The organism is Paenibacillus algorifonticola, from assembly GCF_000971975.1.
Classification (GTDB): domain Bacteria; phylum Bacillota; class Bacilli; order Paenibacillales; family Paenibacillaceae; genus Pristimantibacillus; species Pristimantibacillus algorifonticola.
Window position 1 is genome coordinate 65831 of the sequence record NZ_KQ040780.1, and the last position, 23537, is coordinate 89367.

The window sequence follows — 23537 nt, forward strand, 5'->3', positions numbered from 1 at the left end:
GCTTTAAATAAACAAAGCCCCTCCATATTCGCCGTAATCGCGAGCAATGGAGGGGCTTATTTCATTTTAAAAGATGTCTAGCTACAGGCGGCGTGACCTAGTCAAAGGCTTGGCTGCGGGCACAGCCTGCTCCTGCGAGGCTGTCTTGGCAGATGAGGTGCGCTCCGAAGAAGAGCGTTGCCCGCTGTCTTCCTCCTTCAGAGCATCCTTATGCTTCTTGCGGCTGTAGCGGTCAGAACGAGAGGCGACCGATTTGCCTGACCCGCCTCGGCCAATCAGCATATCGCCAGTCCAGCCTTTTTTCCACAGCCACACATAAAGGAATACGGTAATGCCGATAATGCAGGCGCAAAGAATCGTAAAGCCCCACCATGTTTTGTCCCAAGGCAGCGGCTCCAAATTCACGCCCCAAAGGGCGGAAATGACCGTGGCTGGAGTGAAAATCACGGTGAAAATCGTCAGCGTCTTCATAATATCATTGCCACGGAAGTTTGAGATCGCATCGTCCATTGAAATGAGCGTATCAATCTCCAGTGAATAATGCTTGAGCAGCGTATCAATTCGATCCAGCTTGTGTGTAATACGCTTGTAGGCATCACTTTCCATAATCCCATCGAGAAAAGCTTCCTTCACCGAGCCATGAAGCTCACGAGCGGGCGTAAACAGATGGCTCCAATGCAGCAAGTCATACCGTCTTTCAATGATGACGTCCATCAGACCGGTACGATTGGCACTGCGCATATTATTTTCAAGATCGCCGAGCCGTTTCTCAAAACCGTCCAACCCTTCGTGAAAAGGGCCTAATATAACGCCGAGCATAACAAGCAAGGCTTCTGGAGCGGTGTCACAAGTTTCAAGCCTGCTTGTCACATCATCTGCCTGAAAGCGGATGGCTAGCCGCATATCCTCATGCATCGTCACAAGCCGGTTACCGGATACCCAAAAGTGGAACGGCTGAATATCCGTATGCACATCCGAAATCTGAATCATCAATGTGCCATGCACAAGCGGGCCATGCTCAGTTGCCGGGGCAACTGTAATTTGATTCGTCGTTCGTCCGTCGCATTCCTCAAGCCAGGAGGCGCATTCAGGAAGCAGCAGCTTCGCCTCCAGCTTTTGCGAATCGGCACCGCTTCCCGCTTGAACAGGGTATGGCTGCGCAGCAAGGAAGCTTTCATTATTTTTTCTGTTGTCCTTGCGTTTGGGCAATTTCTGCCCTAACTCCGCATGCTGCCTTTCGAGCTGCAGCATTTGCCAATCCCACTGCGCGGGATAGCGAAGCACCCGATGAATCATCGCCTTGCCCCCTGCTTGTCCGATTTCCATTTCACTTCCTTCCATCATACCTTGAAAGTGTTTGTTGTACAACAACCGGGCGGCGAATCTGCAAGAAAGCGATTGATTCATTGCCGCTGAGGGTATAACTATTCTAAGAGCGCTTGAACGAAGCCAGCTAAAATAAGACGCACGCATCATTTGCCGTAATCAGCGGGCTTTTGTACTCACAATCAGGTTCAGGAGGAGATTCGAATGGCTAAAAAGCTGGGGATTTTCAAGACGGAACAAGAAGTGATTGATACGATTACCGCATTGGAGCAAGCCGGATTCGTGCCTGGAGAGCTTCAAATCATTGCCAAGGACGGCGAGCATTCCCGCCGAATCGAAGCGGAAACCGATGTGCATGCCGATGAGGTTATGGAACTGGCCCGGACAAAAGGAAGCCTTGCGGCGAATGAGGGGACGACAATTGCTGCGGCAGCCGCGATCCCTACGACTGGCATGACCGGAGCTAGCGGCTGGGGCGCGGTGCCTTTGACAACGGACGGCTTACTGGCAACTAATCTCAGATCGGATGACGACGGCATTAATCATGCGCTCAGGGTGCTTGGACTGGATAACGCCGAGGAAGAAAGCCGCGATGCGATTCGCGAAGGGCACATCATCGTCGTCGTCGAGACGGATGAAAGCCACACGATGATGGACAAAGAGGGCGGACCGAAGCTGGCGCGGCTCGCAGTAGCAGAATCTGTGTTTCGCAGCCAAGGAGCGGAGCATATTGCCGACCTTTAGAAGCTATACAAATGAATGAATGAATGAATGAGTGAATTTAAACCACTACAGGGTTTACGCTATATATAAAGGGAAGGGCTTCGCCGATCGGCGGAGCCCTTCCCTTTATATATAGCGCTGGAAATGGCTATGATGCTTGCCTATATCTTTAATAAAGAAGGGCGGTCAAGGCGCACGATGCTGGCGAGCGGATGCTCCTCGCCATTAATCATATCCCGCAGCATATTAGCAGCCATCATACTGTAGACGGTGCCATTGCCGCCGTAGCCTAGGCAATAGTAGACGCCGGACATTTTGGGATCAACCCCAATAAAGGGCAAATTATCATTTGATTCGCCGAATGTAGCGCTCCATTCAAATTCCAGCGGCTGATCCAGCATCGGGAACAATGCCGTTATTTTCTCCAGCAGCTTATCGGTTCGCTTGCGTCTTAGCTTCTCGCTCTCTATCGGTGCTTCTCTCATTTCGTCCAGCCCTCCAACGACGATGCGGCCATCTATCGTCGTTCGCAAGTATAAATAAGGACGCGCCGTTTCCCAAATGAGGCAATGCCCGGGCCAATTGGCCCGCAGCTTAGCTTCATCCTGAACACCGGTAACGGCGGCAAAGGAGCGGTTAATATCGGCTTTAACCAGTTGTCCACGCAGCTCCTCAGGCTCATAGCCAATGGCGAAAATCACATGCTCGGCCTCGATTTCAAAGCCGTCGGCAGTCCAGAGAATCTGTCTGCCATCTGCACTTTGTTCATGCTTTACGATGTCGGTATGCTCATAAATTTGCAGCCCGGCTTTCGCCGCAGCGGTAGAGACGCCCTGCACGAACTGGAATGGATTGACCTCGGCATCTCCTTGCGCCATAATGGCACCCGGCTTGCGGAAGGGAAACTGACGAGAAATATCGTCCGCTTCCAAGAAGCTAACGTCAAACCCATGTTTGCGCAGCAGCTCATATTCCTTCCGCAGTATCGGCAAATCCTGCTCGGAGGTCGCATAATACAGGCTGCTTCTTGGAATGAAGTTGACATCTACGGGGAGAGCAGCCGCGACTTCCCCAAGCTGCCTGACAGCATCCAAGCAGCCGCGATAGAATCGTGCAGCATCGTATTCGCCGATTTGGTCAGCGAGCTTGCACAGCATAATATCATTGGAATACTGAAGCAAGCCCGTGCTGGCCGACGTACTGCCGCTTGCCACGCTTTCCCGTTCGAGCATCGCAGCATCGATGCCGCTTTGCGTCAAAATATAGCCGCAAATGATGCCCGACATACCGCCGCCGACGATGGCAACCTTCACTTTTTTGTTTGAGGTAATACGGGGATATTCTGCTGGGGAATTTAAGGTAGTAGGCCAAAACAGACTGCCTGTATGCAGCTCCTTCATCAGGATACAGCTCCTGTTCATTTGAATTTAAATGGGGCTATTAGAAACCATTACACATCTATTCAATTGTCGTACCACTAATATGTCCCATACTGGCCTCACCGTATTACAAGGAATGCGGCTTGCGTACTATTCTTTCTGGCTGCGCATCGCTTCGCGGTACGCGGTAGGGGATTGGTTATAAAAACGCCGAAATTGCTTGGAAAAATAAAGCGCATCCTGCAGCCCGACCGACGCGGAAATTTGCTCAATCGTCAGCTCTCCACGCTCTCGAAGCATTTGTCTAGCCTTGTCTATTCTCAGCTTGAGCAGGAAGGTGACGGGCGTCGTTCCTGTTTTGCGTTTGAAGAAACGCGATAAATAGGCGCGATTGTAGCCAAGCGCTTCTGCCATCTGCTCAATGGAAACAGGATGGGCATATTGCGTCGATAAATAATGGATCATTTTCTGGAGCAATTGCTCCCCCTCATCATCCGCCATCAGCGCTTTGCCGCGAGCGTTATCACTCATAACAGCGCTATAATCAGCGAGCAGCAACTGCAGATAGCCATTTGCCTTCAAATGTGCAGCCGCCGCATTCGAGCGGAAAATGTGGAATATATGATGGAAAAGCACGGCTGGCCGCTTGCTGCTACCCGTATCGACGACAGGCTGTGCCACGGATAAGCCTGCAGCTTCGAGCAGCCCACCTGCCAGTGTCCCCCTAAAGGCAACCCAGCGGTAGCGCCAAGGATTTTGAACATCCGATTCATAGCTGACAAGCTGTTCCGGTTCAATCAGAAACGTGTGCCCTGCCCGAAGCTCGTAGCGGTTGTCGCCACAAATGAAGATGCCGCTGCCTTCAAGCACAACATGCATCAAATAAAAATCATATACTTTCGGGCCCAAGCGATGCGCGGGCTTCGTCTGGCTTTCACCTGCGAACAACACATGCAGCAGATCATTTTCGATGATCATAGGGCTTGAGGCGACTTTATAGTTCTCTGGTCTGGTCATTCATTACACCTGCCTGCAAATGGGAATAAAGACTGCTATATTTGAGGATTTTAATAATCATAGCATGTCTTAAGATCGATTTGAAAGTCACATATATCCATGTAAATAGCACTTTGCGCCATTTTAATTGCCGCTTGCCTTGCGCTATACTGAAGGGGAAGACATCGCCTTACATCAAATTACAAAAGACGATAAAAAGGGACGTGATTGCAAGTGGCAAATGTTCAAGAGCTTACACAGAAATTTATCCAACAATTTGGTGGAGACGCCTCCTCCATTCAAGTATTTCATGCTCCAGGCCGGGTGAATCTGATTGGCGAGCATACCGATTATAACGGCGGTTACGTTTTTCCGGCTGCTTTAACGTTTGGCACTACGCTGCTCATTCGTGCGCGCGGAGACCGCAAGCTCGGACTGGCAACGACGAATTTTCCAATGAGCCGGGAATTCGACCTTGAAAATATCGTTTATGACGATGCAGATGACTGGATGAACTATCCGAAAGGGATTGTCCATGAATTGCAGCAGCGCGGAGTAAGCTACACTTCCGGCTATGATCTGCTGTACCATGGCGAAATTCCGAACGGAGCGGGCCTATCCTCCTCGGCTTCCATCGAAGTGGTTACTGCTTATGCGCTATTGACGCTTGAAAAGCAGCCGATCGACAAGGTGCAAATTGCTCTGCTCTCGCAAAAATCGGAAAATGAATTCAATGGCGTACAATGCGGCATTATGGACCAATTTGCTGTGGCGAATGGCAAGAAGGACCATGCGATTTTGCTCATGTGCGACACGCTGGAATATGATCTCGTTCCGTTCCAATCGGGCAGCTACAAGCTCGTTATCGGCAACACGAACAAGCGCCGTGGATTGGTGGACTCCGCTTATAATGAGCGCCGCAGCCAATGCGAGCAAGCTGTTCAAGACTTGAAGCAGGCATTTCCTGAGCTGACGCTGCTTGGACAAATTAACTTGGAGCAGTTTAATGCAAGCAAGCACCTGATCAAAGAAGATATCGTCCGCAATCGCGCGCAGCATGTTGTCGAGGAAATCGACCGGGTATTGCAATCGATGGAGGCACTTAAACAGGATGATCTCGTACAGTTCGGCCAACTGATGAACGGCTCGCATGACTCGCTGCGGGATTTGTATGAAGTAACAGGTGCGGAGCTGGACGCGATGGTAGCTGCGGCTCGCAAAGTAGATGGCGTGCTTGGCTCGCGAATGACAGGCGCAGGCTTCGGCGGCTGCACCGTATCGCTCGTTCATGAGGACAGCATTGAGAGCTTCAAGCAGCAAGTGGGCGAGGAATACACAGCGGCAACTGGACTTGTAGCGGATTTCTACGTATGCAGCATTGGCAATGGCGTTGAGCAGCTGGCTTAAGCAGGCTAAGCGAATGAAGTGAATGAAGTGAATGAAGTGAATGAAGCGAGTTAAACGGCTGAAGGTTTTCCGGTACTTTTTTAAAATATAAGCATTTATAAGTTTCACACTTATAATCGGCTTATATTTCACCCTCGAAACGGTAGCTTTGCCGCCAGAGGACGGCGACAGCCGTTTACGCTTACATGCAAGCAAATATGGGAGGGAAAACACAATGGCAGTATTGGTAACAGGTGGAGCAGGGTATATCGGATCGCATGCAGTAGCGTCACTTAAAGAGCGGGGCGAGGAAATCGTCGTCGTCGACAATTTGGAGCAAGGGCATCGTGCGGCAGTAACAGGCGGAAAGCTGTACGTTGGAGATTTGCGCGATAAGGATTTTCTGGAAACGGTATTTAAGGAAAACAGCATTGATGCCGTCATTCATTTTGCAGCTAATTCACTCGTAGGGGAAAGCATGCAAAATCCAGGAAAATACTACCATAACAACGTTTATGGCACATTATGCCTGCTTGAAAAAATGATCGAGCACAACGTGCTCAAAATCGTCTTCTCCTCCACAGCAGCAACCTATGGCGAGCCGGAAAACGTGCCAATCGACGAGTACGACCGTACACTGCCGACTAATGCCTATGGCGAAACGAAGCTGGCAATGGAAAAAATGATGAAATGGTTCGATGTTGCGCATGGCTTGAAATTCGTATCTTTGCGCTACTTCAACGCAGCTGGCGCTCATGAGAGCGGCCTGATCGGCGAAGACCACAATCCGGAATCACATCTTATTCCTATCGTGCTGCAGGCAGCGCTTGGACAGCGCCCGCATATTTCCGTGTTCGGCGAAGATTATGACACGGAGGATGGCACTTGCATCCGCGACTACATCCATGTCAGCGATCTTGCGGACGCGCATGTGCTTGCCGTAGAACGGTTGCGTACTGGTGCGGACAGCTCGATTTATAACCTCGGCAATGGACAGGGCTTCTCCGTTAAGCAAGTGATTGACATTGCACGTTTAGTAACCGAACGCGAGATAAAGGCCGTGATCGAGCCGCGTCGTTCTGGCGACCCAGCTGTACTAGTAGCGGCATCGAATCGTGCCCGTAGCGAACTAGGCTGGAATCCGAAGCGCAATAAGCTTGAGGATATTATCCGCAGCGCATGGAACTGGCATGTAGCGAATCCGCAAGGCTACAAAGGTAAAACACAGGAGTAGGAGCAAGAGGAAGGAGCGGTTTCCGCATGACTGACAGCCAGACAGCCGCTGCAAACGCGGCGAGGGCGCTTGTTAATATTGAAAGATTGATTGGATTTGCATACCGCGAAGGCTTGCTTCATAAGCTGGATATTCATGCAGCCCGCAATGCGCTGCTTGATTTGTTCGGCTTTACGGAGCCGCATGAAGGCGAAATAGCTGAAGAGCAGCTGGATAGCGCGGTTTCGATATTGGAGGAGCTGCTCGATTATGGCCACAGCATCGGCCTGATTGAGGAAAATATTACGACCTATCGCGATTTGCTGGATGCGCGCATTATGGGCTTGCTCATGCCGCGCCCTTCGGAAACGGTAGCCGCTTTCGAGCGAACAGCAGAAGCAGAGGGCATCTCCAAGGCGACGGATGCCTTCTATAAGCTGAATATTGACTCCAACTACATCCGTATGGATCGCATTCGCAAAAATAAATATTGGCTGTACGATACGGATTACGGCAATCTGGAGATTACAATCAACCTGTCCAAGCCAGAAAAGGATCCAAAGGAAATTGCGCTGCTCAAGACGCTGCCGCAAGCCAAATATCCACAGTGCCTGCTCTGTGCTGAAAATGTAGGCTACGCCGGACGCGCCGATCATCCCGCGCGGCAAAATCTGCGCGTACTGCCGCTGACCTTGCAGGCAGAGCAATGGTATTTTCAATATTCGCCTTATGTGTATTACAACGAGCACAGCATCGTATTCAAGGGCGCGCATGAGCCGATGGCGATTTCGCACTCCTCGTTTGCGAGATTGCTCGATTTCGTGGAGCAGTATCCGCATTATTTTATCGGCTCCAATGCCGACTTGCCGATTGTTGGCGGCTCGATTCTGAGCCACGACCACTTCCAGGCAGGACGTCACACGTTCCCGATGGAAGCGGCAGGGGTGGAAGCCAGCTTCGTTAATCCGGAGCTGCCAGGCGTCAAATACGGCATCGTAAGCTGGCCAATGTCCGTTGTTCGGGTCAATGGCGCTTCGAAAGCCGATGTGCTGAAGGCGGCCTGCAGCCTGCTTGATGCTTGGCGCGGCTACAGCGACGCGGATGCTGACGTTCTCGCATTTACCGCAGGTGTTGGGGCTGCGGCACAGACGCCGCATAATACGATTACGCCGATCGCCAGACTGCGCGACAACGGCGAGTACGAGGTCGATCTTGTGCTTCGCAACAATCGGACGAGCGACGAGCATCCCGACGGGATTTTTCATCCCCATCAGAACCTGCATCATATCAAAAAAGAAAATATCGGCCTGATTGAAGTGATGGGTCTGGCTGTTTTGCCAGGCAGACTGGCAACGGAGCTGGGCCAAATTGCCGCTTACTTGACGGGAGCGGCGACTATGGATGCTGCCCTGCAGGAAAGCGCTCATCCGCTTCACAAGCATGCTGAGTGGATTAGAGAGCTGGTAGCGCGTTATGGAACGGCCTGCTCGGAGAGCGAAGCTCAGACGTACGTGGAAGCTCAGACGGGTGCAAAGTTCCTCGATGTGCTGAAGGACGCGGGCGTGTACAAGCGCAATGATGCCGGAAAAGAAAGTTTTCAAAAGTTCCTGTTTTTCATAGGTTTGCAAACTGAATAATCTAGGCTGAACCGCGAAGCTGGCTTTCGATCCTAAGGGGATTGAGAGCCAGCTTTTAATCTGTGAAATAATTAATTTGAAAAGTGTAAAAAATTATGGTATTTTTTATATGATTAAAAATAGTATTTACGTTACTAATGTTTTATTGTGATCGCCAACACTACAAGTTAGATGGAGGAGTTAATATGCCAGAAACTATTATGCCTTTAGATGATTTTCTGCAGTTGAATTCGGATGAGCAAGTGGAAAAGCTGAAAAGATGGAAAATGGATTATACGCTGAAAGATATTCGTGAAGCTTGGGATTTCAAACATTCCGCTCAGTATTACATGCTCCTTAAGAAACTTCGCATCTATGAGCGGGTTGTAAATAAGTCGGACAAGTTCTACCCGGTTCCCGATCATCTGTCTTCACAATCGGGTGGTGGATTTGAACGTGGATGGAGAGGACAGCCTTCTTACGCTCAGCAGGAGCTCAAGCTTCCAGCAGACCAGTTCAACTACAACTTAAACACAACGCTTAGCGGTGCTGAACTTGCAGAGAAGCTGGAACGCCTTGCTTTCTTCCTGAAAGGCGAGCAGAAACAGGTTGCCATTTCACTGTCTCTTGAAGCAGCAGCAGCTGTAGCAGTCAAGGAATCGGAAACAACAGAAGAATAACACAAAAAAACCGGGGCAGCTCTTGCGATTGCCACCGGTTTTCTTGTGTTGTCGAAGGGTGTAATATAATGTATTTAAATGGTATTACTTGAAGAGCTGTACTACTTGTTCCTTAGCTTGCCTAGCTCTGATACTAGGGCTTCTACTTCACTGATACTGAATTTTTCTTTGCCTGCAACGACCTCATACAATTCCTTAATGTCTTCGTATTGCGTAATATTGAAGTGAGAAGCCTGCATTGCGGCAGCCGAAGCCATCTTTAATTTTGTTTTGATGGTATCAATCATAAATTCAATATTTTGAGGCGTTTGCTGTTCAAGATCTAGCATGGGTAAATCCTCCTTCATCATTCAGGGCATGGATGCATGCGCCTGCTGTTTCATACTAATGCCGTCATTGTAACATAATTTAAGGACAGGCATCAGACAAATTGAATAGAGCCGATAAATCCGATACAATTAATAGCAGGATGGGCAATCATCAAAGTAGAGCATGAATGAACGCCGATAAATCGTAATAGGAAGCATAGCTTAAAGGAGAAGGAAGATGGAGCAGTCAGATCGTTTCAATCGCGAAATAACTGAATTTCTGGCTCCGATTGCCAGTCAGTACCCGAATAGAAGCGATATTTCCTTCGTATGTATTGGTACTGACCGTTCAACAGGAGATTGCTTTGGGCCTCTCGTTGGCACCCTGCTGCGGGAGCAGGGCTGGGAGCATGTGATTGGCACAATGGAGCAGCCGTGTGATGCCTATGCAGTAGAACAGGCGGTTCTCGATGCAGAAAATTGTACAGTCGTCATTGCGATTGATGCTTGCCTCGGCAAGCCGCAGTCGGTTGGAGCCTTTCTGGCGAAAGCGGGTCCGCTCCAGCCGGGAGCAGCAACGGGCCGCAGACTGCCTCCCGTCGGACATTACAGCATTGCAGGCGTTGTGAATGCATTAAGCCACAAGCCTTACATAACGATTCAGACGACATCGCTGTATCACGTCATGCAAATGGCGGAGCAGTTGGCAGCGGCGATTGCACAAGCATGGCCCGGCAGCAAACGCATATTGAAATGGACAGAAGAGGAGCGTGTTTATTTTGGCTAATTGGGTTTCCCTGGCGAATCAAAAGCTGATGCTCGAGGAAGGCACCGAGCTTAGCTTTTACGACTCAGAAGCGTTAAAATGGCAAGCTGGAGCAAAAGACTCAGATTCAAAGGCAGGCCACTCCTCTCCCGTGCTTGTGCTGCTGCATGGCTACTGCGGCAGCTCGGCCTATTGGGAAGAGGTTGCACCAATACTTGCTCGCCAGTCGCGCCTGATCATTCCTGATCTGCGCGGTCATGGCTTATCCACGGCTTCCGCCAATCTTGACGCTACCATGGAATTGTATGCAGATGATCTTTACGCTATTCTTGAACATCTTCGTCTAGATAAAGTGTGCCTGCTCGGCCATTCGCTTGGCGGCTACATCGCATTGGCTTTTGCAGAACGGTATGCGGAACAGTTGGCGGCATTCGGGCTCGTGCATTCTACAGCTCTTGCGGACAGCGAGGCAGCGAAGGACAATCGGGACAATACGATAAATCTAATTAAGCAGGGTCAGCTGGAGCAGGTTATTGACGGCATGTCGCAAAAGCTGTTTGCTCCAGATAATCTGGGCAAGCTGCCAGACAAGGTGGCGCGTGTGAAGGCGATTGGCTACCAGACGGGCGGAACGGGAGCGATCGCTGCGGCGTCCGGAATGAAAGCAAGGCCTGATCGGACGGGCATTTTGCGTGAAGCCAAGCTTCCCGTGCTGCTGCTTGCCGGAGAAGGCGATCAAATCGTTCCACCGGAGCGGACGCTGTTATTCGAAGGCCCCTCGATTAAGCAGGTGCTGCTTAAAGATGCTGGCCACATGAGCATGCTGGAACAGCCGGAAGCTTGCGCAGAGGCAATCAGCAGCTTTATTGCTCCGCTATATAAGTTGGGCTAAATAAAGCATAAGAGCGGGGAGCTGCGCAGAGAAAGGGGCACGGAGCGATGTTTCAACGGGATTATTTTATGCGTATGATCGAGCAGATGACGGAAGCGGTCGGACAAGTGATGCAACTGAGGCGAGAGCTGAAGCAGGAGGACGCGCTTGTCGTCATTGACGAGCTGTTGGATCGCAGGTTTGGGCTAAGCGGCAAGCTGATCCGTACGTTGTCAGATGAGGATTTGCTCGCGGTTATGACGAAAAACGGTGTCGTAGAGACTGACAATATCCAGGCAATCGCGATTTTGTTCAAGCAGGAGGCGGAGTTGTATGAGGATTTGGGCAAAGAAGCGGAAAGCTTCGCGCACAGTTTAAAGGCCCTGCACTTGTTTATGCGGCTTTCACTCATTGATGCACCGCCGACGCTTACAAACTCGAGCGAAGAGGTAGTAATTTTGCTGGACAAGCTGTCGCCATACGAGCTGCCCTCTCGAACGAAGCTTCTGGTTGCCGAGTGGCATGAATCAGAGGGAGCTTTCGCGCTCGCTGAAAATATTTGGTACGAGCTGCTTGATGACGGCGCAGCGGACAAAGGCGAGGTAGCCGCGTTTTATATGCGGCTGCTTCCTTTTCAGGAGGACAAGCTTGCCGCTGGCGGCTTGCCGATCGAGGAAATCAGAACAGGGCTTAACAGCCTGGAGATGGAGCAATAGCAATGACAGAACAGTGGCAGCAGGATATTTGCCGCCTGACAGAAACGGGCGGGCTTTTGCAGGGAACGCTGAGCCAGCTTCGCCGCAAGGATGGAGACGCAGCACCCAAAATCATCATTCGTCCCGTGCAGTTGAAAAATGGCCTTCATTATCAATTTGAAGCTCATTTTGCGAATAAGGTTATACATAACAATTGGCTTCCTGAGGATGCGGGGCCGAAGCTGGTCGAGCTGCTAGACGAGCAATATCGCCAGGCGCTTCTCAAAACGCAGGAAGCAGATATACAGCTGCTTCTTAGCAAAAAAGGCAAGCCGACTTTGCTAAGAAAGCCGCCAACCGCTAGTGCGGCCAGCACCGAGCAGCAGCACAACCGCCAGAAGCAGCGCGTCATTGCCGAAGGGCAGGCGGCGCCGTTTATGGTGGAGCTGGGCATTATGACGCCGGAAGGCAAGGTCCATGCGAAAAAGCAGGATAAGTTCAGGCAGATCAACCGCTTCCTGGAGATGGTGACCGATGTGCTGCCTCAGCTTCCACAGGGCAAGCCGCTAACGATTATCGATTTCGGCTGCGGCAAATCGTATTTGACGTTTGCCCTTTACCATCTGCTTGCGGTAGAGCAAAATCGGGATATCCGCATTATCGGCCTTGATTTAAAGGCAGATGTCATCACTTTTTGTTCAGAGCTTGCACATACGCTCGGTTATGATAAACTGTCATTTATGGTAGGAGATATTGCTGATTATGATGGTGTGAGCGAAGCGGATATGGTTGTGACGCTTCATGCTTGTGACACGGCTACCGATGCTGCGCTTGCCAAGGCAGTCGGCTGGGGAGCCTCGGTCATTATGTCCGTGCCTTGCTGCCAGCATGAGTTGTTCAAGCAGGTGAGCAGCGATGCACTCGCCCCTATTTTATCGCAAGGCTTGCTCAAAGAGCGGTTCGCCGCTATTGCAACCGATGCTGCCCGCGGCACGCTGCTAGAGGTGCTGGGCTATAAAGTTCAAATGCTGGAGTTTGTTGATCCGGAGCATACGCCAAAAAATCTGCTCATTCGAGCAGTTCGCAGCGAGTCCGGCACACAAGTGAAAAAATGGGAGCAATACGAGCAGTTCCGTAATTTTCTACAGATAGCACCTAGTCTTGAGAAACTGCTTGCCGGACGTTTGCCCGCAAACTAGCAAGTATATCGTTTTTTTAAATATAAGCATTTATAAGTTTCACCCTTATAAACGGCTTATATTTCACCCGCGAAACGGTAGCTTTGCCGCCAGAGGACGGCGACAGCCGTTTACGCTTGGGAAATTGGTTTATGAATGCATGGATGATAGCGACTTAATTATAGATGCCGATTACTAGCGTTATCATGGTTAAAGGCGGGAAACAAGGAAATGAGAAAAGTTCAGATTGGCATGGTGCAGCCGGGGGACAGGCTTGCCAAAACTATTTTTCAGGATAACGGCAGCGTGCTGCTCGGCGCAGGCGTGGAGATGAATGACCGTTTTATTAATAGGCTTGAAAATATGGGCTATGATTTTGTGTTTATTGAAGATAAGGACACGGAAGATATTATGCCCGAGGACAGCATTCGCGACGAGACGCGCAAAAAAGCGGCGGAAGCTGTTTCTGCGACGATGAATGCGTTCAAAGAGCCCGCCCTAAAAGGGCGGACGATTGCCCCGGACATTGGACGGACATTCCGTTCGGTATTCGGGTCCATTATGCAGGACCTCGCGAGCAGGCCAAACATGGCGGTCAATTTGACCAGCATTCATTCGGCGGATGCCTATTTGTTTCAGCATTCGGTCAATGTGGCGGTGCTTGCCGGCGTTATTGGAATTGCCAAGGGCTTCAATCGCAACCAGCTGGAGGATTTGGGCATTGGCGCGCTGCTGTTTGATATCGGCATGACGAAGCTGCCTCAGCCTCTGCTGGCGAATAAAGGGCCGCTATCCGATGCAGACCGCAAAATTATGCAGGGCCACGCGATGGAGGGCTTCGATATTTTACGGAAATATCATGATATTTCCCTCGTATCGGCCCACTGCGCATTGCAGCATCATGAGCGTTATGACGGCTCGGGCTATCCGCGCGGGCTTAAGCATGATGATATTCATATGTTTGCCCAAATCGTCGGACTTGCCGATGTATATGACGCACTGACTTCCCCGCGGCCCTATCGCAAAAGATATACGCCAACGGAAGCCATCGAATTTCTATTCGCGGCTGGCAATACATACTTTGATTTTGAGCTGATCAAGCTCTTTTGCCGCCATATTTCCATTTATCCGGTGGCGACGACGCTGCTGCTCAGTTCTGGCCAGACCGCCGTCGTTACAGCGAACAATGAGCTGGCGCTGCATCGTCCACGCGTACGCATTATTCGTGAAGCCGATGGCTCGCATCCGGCAGCTCCTTTTGAAATTGAGCTCAAGGACGACATGTATTTGACGATAGTCAAAGAACTGTAACTTCAAAGGCGAGACTTTGTTACACATTGAGGCAGCTTTTTCCCGCAGAGCTGTTAAGAAGAGCAAGAATATAAATGTGTTCGCTAGGCTAGGGGCTTGACTATACAAGCATTCCTTATGCTGCATAAGCTGTTAAGGCGACAAGCGCAAAAAGGAGTGGTGGTATAATGTCAAAAAAAATGAGACCCCCGTATTTAGGCCCTAAGGGTACAGGAAAAGTGATCAGCAAGGTAACCGGGACAAAGAGGCTTCAAAGCGGAGGCCCGACCTTTAACCGTCTGACGGTTGTATGGGTTACGACCAGTGGCGTGCCGTTTAATACGACCGGTTTTTTTGCCCGTCTGTTTAGAGGCAATACTGTGGTTGCGATTGCGGCGTTTGACCGTTTCGGTGTCGTCAGGTTTAACCAGATTGAGACGCTGACAAACGTATCTTACACGATTCGTTTGTTCAATTCGAATGGCGTACTGTTCCGTACGGCTTTCATTCCGGCAGGGGTACAAACCTTCGCGGTAATCGGCTAGCTTCAGATCCTCTTGCACTTTCCGCTTATGGCAGCCGGAGAGGGCAGGAGGATTTTGCTTTCTCTTTGAATCTTCTCTATCTTCATGTAATATGGGGATAGATGTATAAAGGGGGAGCTTTGATACATATGGTTGTGCAGCATCATACTTTATCCAAGCTGGATATTTTTCGCAGAATTCTATTTATTACAATTGGGGCTGCGCTAGTATCTGTAGCTTTAGAGATTTTTCTGGTGCCGAACCATATTATCGACGGCGGAATTGTAGGCATTTCCATCATCGTATCCCATTTTACGGGGCTGCCGCTCGGCTTGTTTTTGTTCTTATTAAATCTTCCTTTTCTGCTGCTAGGGTACAAGCAAATTGGGAAAACCTTTGCTTTATCGACGCTATATGGCGTCAGCGTGATGTCGTTAGGCACGTTTTTACTGCATCCGGTTAAGGCGATTACGAGCGAATATGTGCTGGCCGCTATTTTCGGCGGCGTCATATTAGGAGCTGGGGTCGGGCTTGTTATCCGGTTTGGCGGATCGCTGGACGGGACGGAAATTGTCGCGATTTTGAGCAATAAGCGCCTGCCGTTTTCGGTAGGTGAAGTCGTGATGTTTTTTAATCTTTTTATATTGTGCAGCGCCGGCTTTGTATTCGGTTGGGATCGGGCGATGTACTCTCTATTTTCTTACTTTATAGCCTTCAAAATGATCGATATTACGATTGAAGGCTTCCAGGAATCGAAGGCCGTCTGGATTATTAGCGAAAGTTGGAATGAGATTGGAGCAGCAATTATGAGCCGTCTCGGCCGCGGCGTCACTTATTTGCACGGCGAGGGCGGCTTTACCGGCGGGCAGAAAAGGATTATTTTTTGCGTGATCACCCGGCTGGAAGAGGCAAAGATGAAATCGATTGTGCAGGAGCTTGATCCGGCTGCTTTTCTGGCCGTTGGCAACATTCATGATGTGAAGGGCGGACGCTTCAAGAAGCGGGATATTCACTAGCAAAGGGGTTTAAGCTTTGGATGAGTTTGCAAGCATCAGCCATTGGACGGCGGGCAGGCAGCCGGCCGATTGGCAGCAGCAAAGAGGCGTGACGCTCGGCATTGGCGATGATACGGCCATCATTGCTCCTGCGGCGATGGCGGATGAGCTGGAAGGGCCGCTGGAGCTGCTGATGTCCGTCGACACGATGGTGGAGACGGTGCACTTTAATGCATACACGATGACGGATGAGGATATCGGGTATAAGGCGCTTGCCGCGAACGTAAGCGATATCGCGGCAATGGGCGGTGTGCCGCGGCATGCGCTCGTGTCCGTGAGCGTGCCAGCGGCATATGGGCCGGAGCGTATAGCCCGGCTCTATGATGGGCTTTATGCGTGCGCCGCGGATTACGGCGTCGCAATTGTTGGCGGCGATACGACGTCTTCGCCGCAGCACTTGGTTGTTGCGGTGACGGTGACGGGAGCCGTCGAAGCTGGGCGGGCTTTGCGCCGATCCGGGGCGAAGCCCGGAGACGCGGTTGTACTGACCGGAGCCGTCGGTCTGTCGGCGGCGGGCCTGCATTTGCTGCTCGCGCGGAAGCAGGAGCGGCAAGAGCAGACGGCGCGCGAGGCAGTAGAATCGGGCGAAACGGGCGGAGCTAGTGACGCTAGTGATGCCAGTGGGACACAGCCTGCTGGGGATTTGCAAGCGGCAAGCTCTGCGGGCGTTTCAAATCAAGCGCAGCACGAAGAGGTGCGTGGAGCGGCAGCACTTATAGGGGCGCATTGCCGCCCTGCACCTTCTGTGCGTGCAGGACGTTTGCTGCTTGAGCGTGGTAGCTGCCATTCCCTTAATGATGTCAGCGACGGACTTGCCAGTGAAGCATGGGAAATTGCCGAAGCCTCGCAGTGCTGCCTTGTGCTTAAGGAAGATTTGCTTCCACGCAGCGGCAGTATGGCTGCGTATGCGGCGGATGTCGGAATCGATCCGCTTGAGTGGATGCTTTATGGCGGCGAGGATTATGTGCTGCTAGGCACAATGCAAGCCGCTGATGTGCAGGCAGCCCAGGAAGCATTCCGAGCTGAAGGCTTGCCATTTTATATTGTTGGCGAGGTGAAGCACGGGGCGCCTTCAGTGGAGCTGGAGCTGTCGTTGTCAGCCAAAGCGACGAAGGCGGGCAGCGCCGCTGCCAAACGTATGCCTCTTGCCAAGCGAGGCTATAATCATTTTAAGAAATGAAATTGGGTGAATAAGATGCAAACAGCGATTGGAGAAGCACAGTGGCGGGCCATCAGCACACAGGATACGGAAGAACTCGCTACGCTTATTGCTTCATGGGCAAAACCCGGCACGCTGCTGGCGCTTGACGGCGATCTTGGTGCTGGGAAAACGGCATTTTCGCAGTTTTTTGCCAAAGCGATTGGCGTGCAAGGCATAGTAAATAGTCCGACTTTTACGATTATCAAAGAATATGAAGGCGCAGAAATGCCCTTTTATCATATGGATGTTTATCGCGTATCCCTTGAGGAAGCGGACGAGCTGGGACTTGACGAATATTTTTATGGCAGCGGCGTGACGATTGTGGAATGGGCAAGCTTGATCGAAGAGCTATTGCCTGAGGAGCGCTTAGAGCTGTATTTGGAGCATACAGGCGGCGAGGAGCGGTTAATTCGGCTGAAAGGCATCGGAGAAACCTATGCAGGCTGGTGCCAGTCTTTGAATGACAGGGAAGTAGGGAAGCAAAATGGTTGAGCAGGCGGAACAGCCCATATTAGCATTTGATACCTCGACGGCTGCCCTTGCGGCGGCTGTTATTCAAGGTGAGCAGGTTATTGGTGAAATTCAATCTTTTGCGGAGCGCAATCACTCCGTTTATATTATTACACATTTAAAGCAGCTGCTTGAAGATTGTGGTGTAAGCAAGGAGACACTTGGCGGCATCGCTGTAGGCGGCGGCCCAGGCTCTTACACGGGCATGCGAATTGCGGTAACGGCAGCGAAGACGCTCGCTTGGACTTGGGATAAGCCGTTAGTAGCGCTATCCAGCCTTGAAGCGATTGCTTACGGGGCATGTGAGCGATTAAAACAAACCGATGCTATGATTTCAACAGTGCCGCAGCACAATCATTCGGCAGACAATAGCATAAATAAGATGGCGGCATGGTTTATTCCTATCATGGATGCAAGGCGCGGCCAAGTATATACGGCAAGCTTCTCCCATGTACAAGGCGGGCAATGGGAACGCCAGGCGGCGGATGGAATCAGGCTGATGCGGGATTGGGTAGATCAGTTATTGGAGCAAGTTCAGGAGCAAGCCAAGAAGCGCAACCGGAATAGGCAGCAAGAAGAGGAGCAAGAGCAGGCTGAGCTTAAGCCTGCCCATGATCCAGCTGGATATGTTACTAAAATTTACATCACTGGCGATCTAAAGCTCCATGAGGCGGAGGCGCAGCGGCTTGTGGAAGGCTGTGCAGAAGCGGGTGTAGCGGTCAGCCTGTTTCCTTATGAGCTGGAAGGCCGGGCGATAGCCGAGCTGGGGCGGAAACGCCTGCTTGCAGGTGATACAGATGATAGGCATACGCTTGCGCCAAACTATACACAGCTGCATGAGGCGGAGGTTAAGCTGCAGGAGAAAGAAGCTGCTCTAAAGGCTGAAAAGGAAGCTGAATGGGCCGCCGCTCAATCGGCTTCTCTAAAGGCTGTAATAATTGCCGATGTGGATGCGGCTCAAGTAAAGGATGCGGAGCCATGATGAGGGAAATCAATCGGGATGAGATTATTTATCGGTCAATGACGTTGAAGGACATACCGTTTATTGTGGCGATCGAGCAGGAGGCCTTCACGGGCCCATGGACAGCTGAAGCTTTTACCAATGAATTGACGAATAATATGTTTGCCAAATATATGGTGATGGAATACGAGAAGGAAGTTATCGGATATGCGGGCATGTGGGTTATCGTGGACGAGGCGCATGTGACGAATGTAGCGGTTCGTTCCGATCATCGCGGACAAGGACTGGGCAAGCTGCTGCTGAGCGAGCTTCAGCGGACGGCGGTATTTTTCGGTGCGAACAAAATGACGCTGGAGGTCCGGGTATCCAACGAGGTGGCGCAGCGGCTGTACCGCAGTCTGGGTTTTGAATCGTCAGGCATCCGTCCCGGCTATTATTCGGATAATCAAGAGGATGCGCTCATTATGTGGGCGGAGCTTGATACAAACAGCTTAGGCGTCCGGGAAGAGGGGTAGGAGCATTGAGCATACAACAACAGGAAACGGCGACAGCGGCAAATGAAAGCAAGTCAGGCCTTATTCTTGCCATCGAGACGAGCTGTGATGAAACATCCGTTGCCGTCATTCAGGATGGAAAACATATATTATCGAACGTCATTTCGAGTCAAATCGAGGTTCATCAGCGCTTTGGCGGCGTTGTGCCGGAAATTGCCTCACGCAAGCATGTAGAGGTCATTACGCTGATGATTGAGCAGGCTATTGCTGAATCGGGCATGAAGCTGAAGGATTTGTCCGCAATTGCGGTGACGCAGGGTCCGGGATTAGTCGGCGCACTGCTCGTTGGTATCGTAGCAGCCAAAACGCTGGCGATGGCGCTCGATCTGCCCTTAATTGGCACCCATCATATTGCGGGGCATATTTACGCTAACCAGCTCGTACATGAGCTGGAATATCCGTGTATGGCACTCGTTGTTTCTGGTGGACACACGGAACTGGTGCTGCTCGAAAATGAAGGCTCCTTCCGCATGATTGGTCGTACGCGCGACGATGCGGTTGGGGAAGCTTACGACAAAGTAGCCCGTTCGCTCAAGCTGCCTTATCCGGGCGGGCCGCATATCGACCGACTGGCATCCGTTGCATCGGAAGCGCTGGCGCTGCCAAGGGCATGGCTGGAGGCGGATTCCTATGATTTCAGCTTCAGCGGCTTGAAGTCGGCAGTGCTCGCTGTTATTAATCAGACGCAGATGCGTGGGGATACGCTCAATGAAGCAGCGCTGGCACGGGGCTTTCAGGAATCTGTCATTGAGGTGCTCGTTGAAAAAGCGCTTCGCGCCGTTCGCGCCTATGGCGCCAAGCAGCTGCTGCTGTGCGGAGGCGTCGCGGCGAATCGCGGCCTGCGCGCAGCTCTGACTTCCCGCTGCGAAGCGGAAGGCGTGCCGCTGCTAATTCCGCCGCTGACGCTGTGCACCGATAATGCGGCGATGATCGGAGCCGCCGCTTTCCTGAAATGGCAGCGCGGCGAATATTCGTCGCTCGATCTTAAAGCCGAGCCGAGCTTCAGCCTCGAAGGCTGGATGGCAGCGCAGGTGCAGGGCTAGTCTAACAGCTGCTCGAAAATTTTTTTGGGTTGCTGTGATTGACATCTCATTTTTGAAGGCCTATAATAGGCAACAATACTTTGAACTTCATATTCTGCAAACGCAAGGAACAGGAATAGTAGGGCAATTCCCGGAATGAACAGAGAGCTGCGGGTTAGTGCAACGCAGTCGACGGAAGCCTGAAGCTCGCCTGGGAGCGGAACAGTGGAACAGCTGGCTAACCATGGATAGCCGGATTTACTACACTGTCACGGTTAACCCCCGTAATCGGGTGCGCATCGATCAACATCCGGAGTTGATGATGTGCCTAAGGTGGGCATTCTCATTTGCTGTAATAGCAAAGTGGAAGGTCAACAAGGGTGGTACCGCGCAGGATTATAATAAGCCTGTCGTCTCTTGATTTATTCAAGAGATGACAGGCTTTTCTTGTTGTTTGGAAGTTCAAAGTTTCAAGCGAGCAATTAGGCAAGCAAGTAAGAATGCCATACATGAACCAGCACAAAAAGCTGAAATCACATACAGAAAACGCAAGGAACAGGAGTAGTAGGGCGGTAAAGCGGGAAAACAGCGGGAACCTTGAACGGGGCGCGGCAGGCGGATAACAAAGCTGCTGCGTTGTAGACAAGGAAGCGCTGCAGAGAGCTGCGGGATGGTGCGACGCAGTCGAAGCTTACGTTCGAACTCGCCTGGGAGCGGAACGATGGAACAATCGGTGCAGGCGGCTGTTAGTAGCTGCGAGCATGATGCGTACATCGTTACGGAATCAGCCCCCGTCATCGGGCACCAAGCGGGTTTGGACCCGCGCGAATGCAGCAGGTATGGGATTATCCATCCAGCAGCAGCGTGACAGGAGATGCCGATCGGGCTTTTCTGCCCAAGCGCATACAGGGTCCAGCCAATTAGAGTGGTACCACGGTGGGTGAAAAGCCTGTCGTCTCTTTCAATTAGAGACGGCAGGCTTTTTTTAAATATAAGAATTTATAAGTTTCACCCTTATAATCGGCTTATATTTCACCCTCGAAACGGTAGCTTTGCCGCCAGAGGATGGCGACAGCCGTTTCACCTTGAAATATAGGAAAGGATGTTCTAACGCAATCCTTTCTCTATATTTCTCGGAATGAAACGCGCCGCGCCGCCAAAGGATGGCGACAGCCGTTTACGCTTGAAATATAGGAAAGGATGTCCTAACGCAATCCTTTCTCTATATTTCTCGGAATGAAACGCGCCGCGCCGCCAAAGGATGGCGACAGCCGTTTACGCTTGAAATATAGGAAAGGATGTCCTAACGCAATCCTTTCTCTATATTTCTCGGAATGAAACGCGCCGCGCCGCCAAAGGATGGCGACAGCCGTTTCACCTTGGTTGCAGCTATAGCTGTAGTTAACTAAAATTTCAGGAGGTCATAATAATGACAACGATAAATGAGACCAATAATGGAATGAAAAAAATTCAAATTTTTGATACGACGCTGCGTGATGGCGAGCAATCTCCAGGCGCTTCCATCGATCCTGAGCGTAAAATTATTATCGCCCGCCAGCTGGGAAAACTGGGCATTGACGTCATCGAGCCGGGCTTTGCGATTTCCAGTCCAGGCGAATTTGCAGCGATCCAGCAAATTTCCCGCGAGCTGCAGCATGTTGAAATAGCCGGCTTTGCCCGCGCGATGAAGGTCGATATTGATGCGGCGGTCAAGGCGACGCAGGATGCGGCAAGAAGAAGGCTGCATCTGTTCATTTCTTCGTCCGACATTCATCTGTTGCATCAGCTGAACAAGACGCGCAAGGAAGTTGTGCAAATTGCCCGTGAAATGATCGCTTACGGCAAGCAGTTTGTAGAGGAAATCGAATTTTCGGCGATGGATTCAACGCGTTCGGATCGCGATTTTGTCGTCGAGCTGGTCGAGGCGGCTATTGCCGAGGGAGCGACCATTATCAATCTGCCGGATACGCTGGGCTATGCGATGCCAGACGAAATCGAGGATTTGTTCCGCTCGGTACGACGTCAGGCTAGAGGCGGAGAAACAGTTCGCTACAGCACCCATTGCCATAATGATCTGGGCATGGCGGCGGCCAACAGCCTGGCGGCCATTCGTGCAGGTGCGACGCAGGTAGAGGTTACCGTCAATGGTGTCGGAGAGCGCGCCGGCAACTGCTCGCTGGAGGAAATTGCGATGATTATCGAGACGCGCAAGTCGGCGCTGCAAATGGAGACGCGCATTCAGCAAAGCGAAATTTACGAAACTTCACGGATGGTCAGCCGGGCGATGCATTATCCGATTGCGTATAACAAGCCGATTGTCGGCCGCAATGCGTTCCAGCATGAATCGGGCATCCATCAGGATGGCCTGCTGAAAAACCGCAATACGTATGAAATTATGGACCCGGAAGCGATGGGCATTCCGCGCAGCATGATCGTACTGGGCAGACACTCCGGCCGTCATGCGATCAAGCACCGCCTGTCGGAATACGGCATCGCTGTAGAAGGCGAGGAACTGGTCAATGTGTACAATCGCTTCAAGCAGGTAGCCGATGAGAAAAAGCTGGTGACGGATAATGAGCTGATTCGCATCGCTGGCGAAATGACGGACACGCAACCTGACCCATACATGCTGTCTGATCTGCAGGTGCTGTCGGGCAGCCATAAATCCCGTATTGCGACCGTGACCATTCGTGAAAATGAAGCGGGCACTGAGCATTCTTATACAGGAACTGGCGATGGCCCTCTGGAAGCCGTCATTCACTGTATTCAGCAAGCGATCCCCGTTGCGGCAGAATTTGAGGATCTGGAAATCCATTCGTTGTCCACAGGCGAGGACGCACACGGCGAGGCGGTTGTAACGATTGTCAATAATGGCGAACGCTATCGTGGAACTTCGATTCATAGCGACATTGTATATGCAGCTGCGCAGGCGTATGTGGCGGCATGCAATCAAGCGATGCTGACAATCAATAAGCTGGCGAATGAAGAAAGTGTCATTTAATACGGAGGTTAGGAAAGGGACTTATTCACAGGGCATTACGCTTTGTGGATAAGTCCTTTTTTGTGCGTAAATTCAAGGGTTTGACTGGGGATGGGCTGTTCGTGGAAAGTGGATAATTTTTTCACTTTATCTACACTGGAATTGTGGATAATGTGAATAATTTTTCTGAAAAATCGACGGCATTAAAAATTTATTACGTTAACGTTTACAAATCCTTTATTTGCGTCGGAAAATGTCGACAGAATTTACTAACAATTTGCGACGGATTGTGGACAACTTTGT

At 51.1% G+C, this 23537-nt stretch carries 23 protein-coding genes; 19 read left to right on the forward strand and 4 right to left on the reverse strand.

The genetic code is table 11. From position 1 onward, the window contains the following. Positions 1-81: 81 nt before the first annotated feature. Positions 82-1326, reverse strand: a complete 1245-nt coding sequence (locus WH37_RS33285) for a magnesium transporter CorA family protein (protein ID WP_052736767.1) — start codon at positions 1324-1326, stop codon at positions 82-84. Positions 1327-1530: 204 nt separating this feature from the next. Between WH37_RS33285 and WH37_RS02885 the strand changes: the two genes are divergently transcribed. Then, positions 1531-2070: a general stress protein gene (locus tag WH37_RS02885; RefSeq protein WP_046229064.1), complete on the forward strand. Its 540-nt coding sequence runs from the start codon at positions 1531-1533 to the stop codon at positions 2068-2070. Between the two features lie 140 nt (positions 2071-2210). Here the strand turns inward: WH37_RS02885 and WH37_RS02890 are convergent, their stop codons facing one another. After that, a complete protein-coding gene (locus WH37_RS02890; RefSeq protein WP_046229065.1) occupies positions 2211-3449 on the reverse strand; it encodes an NAD(P)/FAD-dependent oxidoreductase in 1239 nt (412 codons plus the stop codon). Between the two features lie 129 nt (positions 3450-3578). Next, a complete protein-coding gene (locus WH37_RS02895; protein WP_046229066.1) occupies positions 3579-4445 on the reverse strand; it encodes an AraC family transcriptional regulator in 867 nt (288 codons plus the stop codon). A gap of 213 nt (positions 4446-4658) precedes the next feature. Between WH37_RS02895 and WH37_RS02900 the strand changes: the two genes are divergently transcribed. The 4 genes from WH37_RS02900 (at position 4659) to WH37_RS02915 (ending at position 9319) form a co-directional block, all read left to right on the forward strand. Further along, the gene (locus WH37_RS02900) at positions 4659-5831 is read left to right on the forward strand and encodes a galactokinase (RefSeq protein WP_046229178.1); all 1173 of its coding nucleotides are present in this window, start codon (positions 4659-4661) and stop codon (positions 5829-5831) included. Between the two features lie 214 nt (positions 5832-6045). Then, positions 6046-7044 (forward strand): UDP-glucose 4-epimerase GalE, encoded by a 999-nt coding sequence (galE, locus tag WH37_RS02905; RefSeq protein WP_046229067.1) that lies wholly within the window; start codon positions 6046-6048, stop codon positions 7042-7044. Positions 7045-7070: 26 nt separating this feature from the next. Beyond that, complete coding sequence (locus WH37_RS02910; RefSeq protein ID WP_046229068.1) at positions 7071-8660, forward strand: UDP-glucose--hexose-1-phosphate uridylyltransferase; 1590 nt, start codon at positions 7071-7073, stop codon at positions 8658-8660. A gap of 185 nt (positions 8661-8845) precedes the next feature. Next, entirely contained in the window at positions 8846-9319 is a 474-nt protein-coding gene (locus tag WH37_RS02915; RefSeq protein ID WP_046229069.1) for a hypothetical protein, read from the forward strand. A 101-nt stretch (positions 9320-9420) separates the two neighbouring features. Here WH37_RS02915 and WH37_RS02920 read toward each other — a convergent pair whose 3' ends face one another. Next, entirely contained in the window at positions 9421-9648 is a 228-nt protein-coding gene (locus tag WH37_RS02920; protein WP_046229070.1) for a DUF1128 domain-containing protein, read from the reverse strand. Between the two features lie 217 nt (positions 9649-9865). Between WH37_RS02920 and yyaC the strand changes: the two genes are divergently transcribed. From yyaC to WH37_RS02990, 14 genes are all read left to right on the forward strand, one after another. Next, positions 9866-10414 (forward strand): spore protease YyaC, encoded by a 549-nt coding sequence (gene yyaC / locus WH37_RS02925; protein WP_046229071.1) that lies wholly within the window; start codon positions 9866-9868, stop codon positions 10412-10414. Next, positions 10407-11285, forward strand: coding sequence for an alpha/beta fold hydrolase (locus WH37_RS02930; RefSeq protein ID WP_231594097.1), 879 nt, complete (start codon positions 10407-10409; stop codon positions 11283-11285). Before yyaC ends, WH37_RS02930 begins: the two co-directional genes overlap by 8 nt. A 47-nt stretch (positions 11286-11332) precedes the next feature. Continuing rightward, positions 11333-11980: a DUF6483 family protein gene (locus WH37_RS02935; RefSeq protein WP_046229072.1), complete on the forward strand. Its 648-nt coding sequence runs from the start codon at positions 11333-11335 to the stop codon at positions 11978-11980. 2 nt (positions 11981-11982) lie between these two features. Continuing rightward, entirely contained in the window at positions 11983-13158 is a 1176-nt protein-coding gene (locus WH37_RS02940; protein WP_046229073.1) for a class I SAM-dependent methyltransferase, read from the forward strand. 210 nt (positions 13159-13368) lie between these two features. After that, positions 13369-14448: an HD-GYP domain-containing protein gene (locus tag WH37_RS02945; protein ID WP_046229074.1), complete on the forward strand. Its 1080-nt coding sequence runs from the start codon at positions 13369-13371 to the stop codon at positions 14446-14448. 167 nt (positions 14449-14615) lie between these two features. Next, positions 14616-14972, forward strand: coding sequence for a hypothetical protein (locus WH37_RS02950; protein ID WP_052736768.1), 357 nt, complete (start codon positions 14616-14618; stop codon positions 14970-14972). A 128-nt stretch (positions 14973-15100) separates the two neighbouring features. Then, positions 15101-15967 carry a YitT family protein gene (locus WH37_RS02955; RefSeq protein WP_046229075.1) on the forward strand — a complete coding sequence of 289 codons (867 nt, stop codon included), beginning with the start codon at positions 15101-15103 and terminating at the stop codon, positions 15965-15967. A 16-nt stretch (positions 15968-15983) separates the two neighbouring features. Continuing rightward, positions 15984-17186: a thiamine-phosphate kinase gene (locus WH37_RS02960; RefSeq protein ID WP_046229076.1), complete on the forward strand. Its 1203-nt coding sequence runs from the start codon at positions 15984-15986 to the stop codon at positions 17184-17186. Positions 17187-17201: 15 nt separating this feature from the next. Then, complete coding sequence (tsaE, locus tag WH37_RS02965; RefSeq protein WP_046229077.1) at positions 17202-17699, forward strand: tRNA (adenosine(37)-N6)-threonylcarbamoyltransferase complex ATPase subunit type 1 TsaE; 498 nt, start codon at positions 17202-17204, stop codon at positions 17697-17699. Further along, positions 17692-18699 carry a tRNA (adenosine(37)-N6)-threonylcarbamoyltransferase complex dimerization subunit type 1 TsaB gene (tsaB, locus tag WH37_RS02970; RefSeq protein ID WP_052736769.1) on the forward strand — a complete coding sequence of 336 codons (1008 nt, stop codon included), beginning with the start codon at positions 17692-17694 and terminating at the stop codon, positions 18697-18699. The genes tsaE and tsaB overlap by 8 nt, the downstream gene beginning before the upstream one ends. Then, positions 18696-19193 (forward strand): ribosomal protein S18-alanine N-acetyltransferase, encoded by a 498-nt coding sequence (rimI, locus tag WH37_RS02975; protein WP_046229078.1) that lies wholly within the window; start codon positions 18696-18698, stop codon positions 19191-19193. The genes tsaB and rimI overlap by 4 nt, the downstream gene beginning before the upstream one ends. 5 nt (positions 19194-19198) lie before the next feature. Continuing rightward, positions 19199-20275 (forward strand): tRNA (adenosine(37)-N6)-threonylcarbamoyltransferase complex transferase subunit TsaD, encoded by a 1077-nt coding sequence (tsaD, locus tag WH37_RS02980; protein WP_414811804.1) that lies wholly within the window; start codon positions 19199-19201, stop codon positions 20273-20275. Between the two features lie 700 nt (positions 20276-20975). Beyond that, positions 20976-21122 (forward strand): hypothetical protein, encoded by a 147-nt coding sequence (locus WH37_RS35295; protein WP_156182209.1) that lies wholly within the window; start codon positions 20976-20978, stop codon positions 21120-21122. A 561-nt stretch (positions 21123-21683) separates the two neighbouring features. Next, on the forward strand, positions 21684-23255 hold the full coding sequence (locus WH37_RS02990) for a 2-isopropylmalate synthase (RefSeq protein WP_231594098.1): 1572 nt from the start codon (positions 21684-21686) through the stop codon (positions 23253-23255). Positions 23256-23537 lie beyond the last annotated feature (282 nt).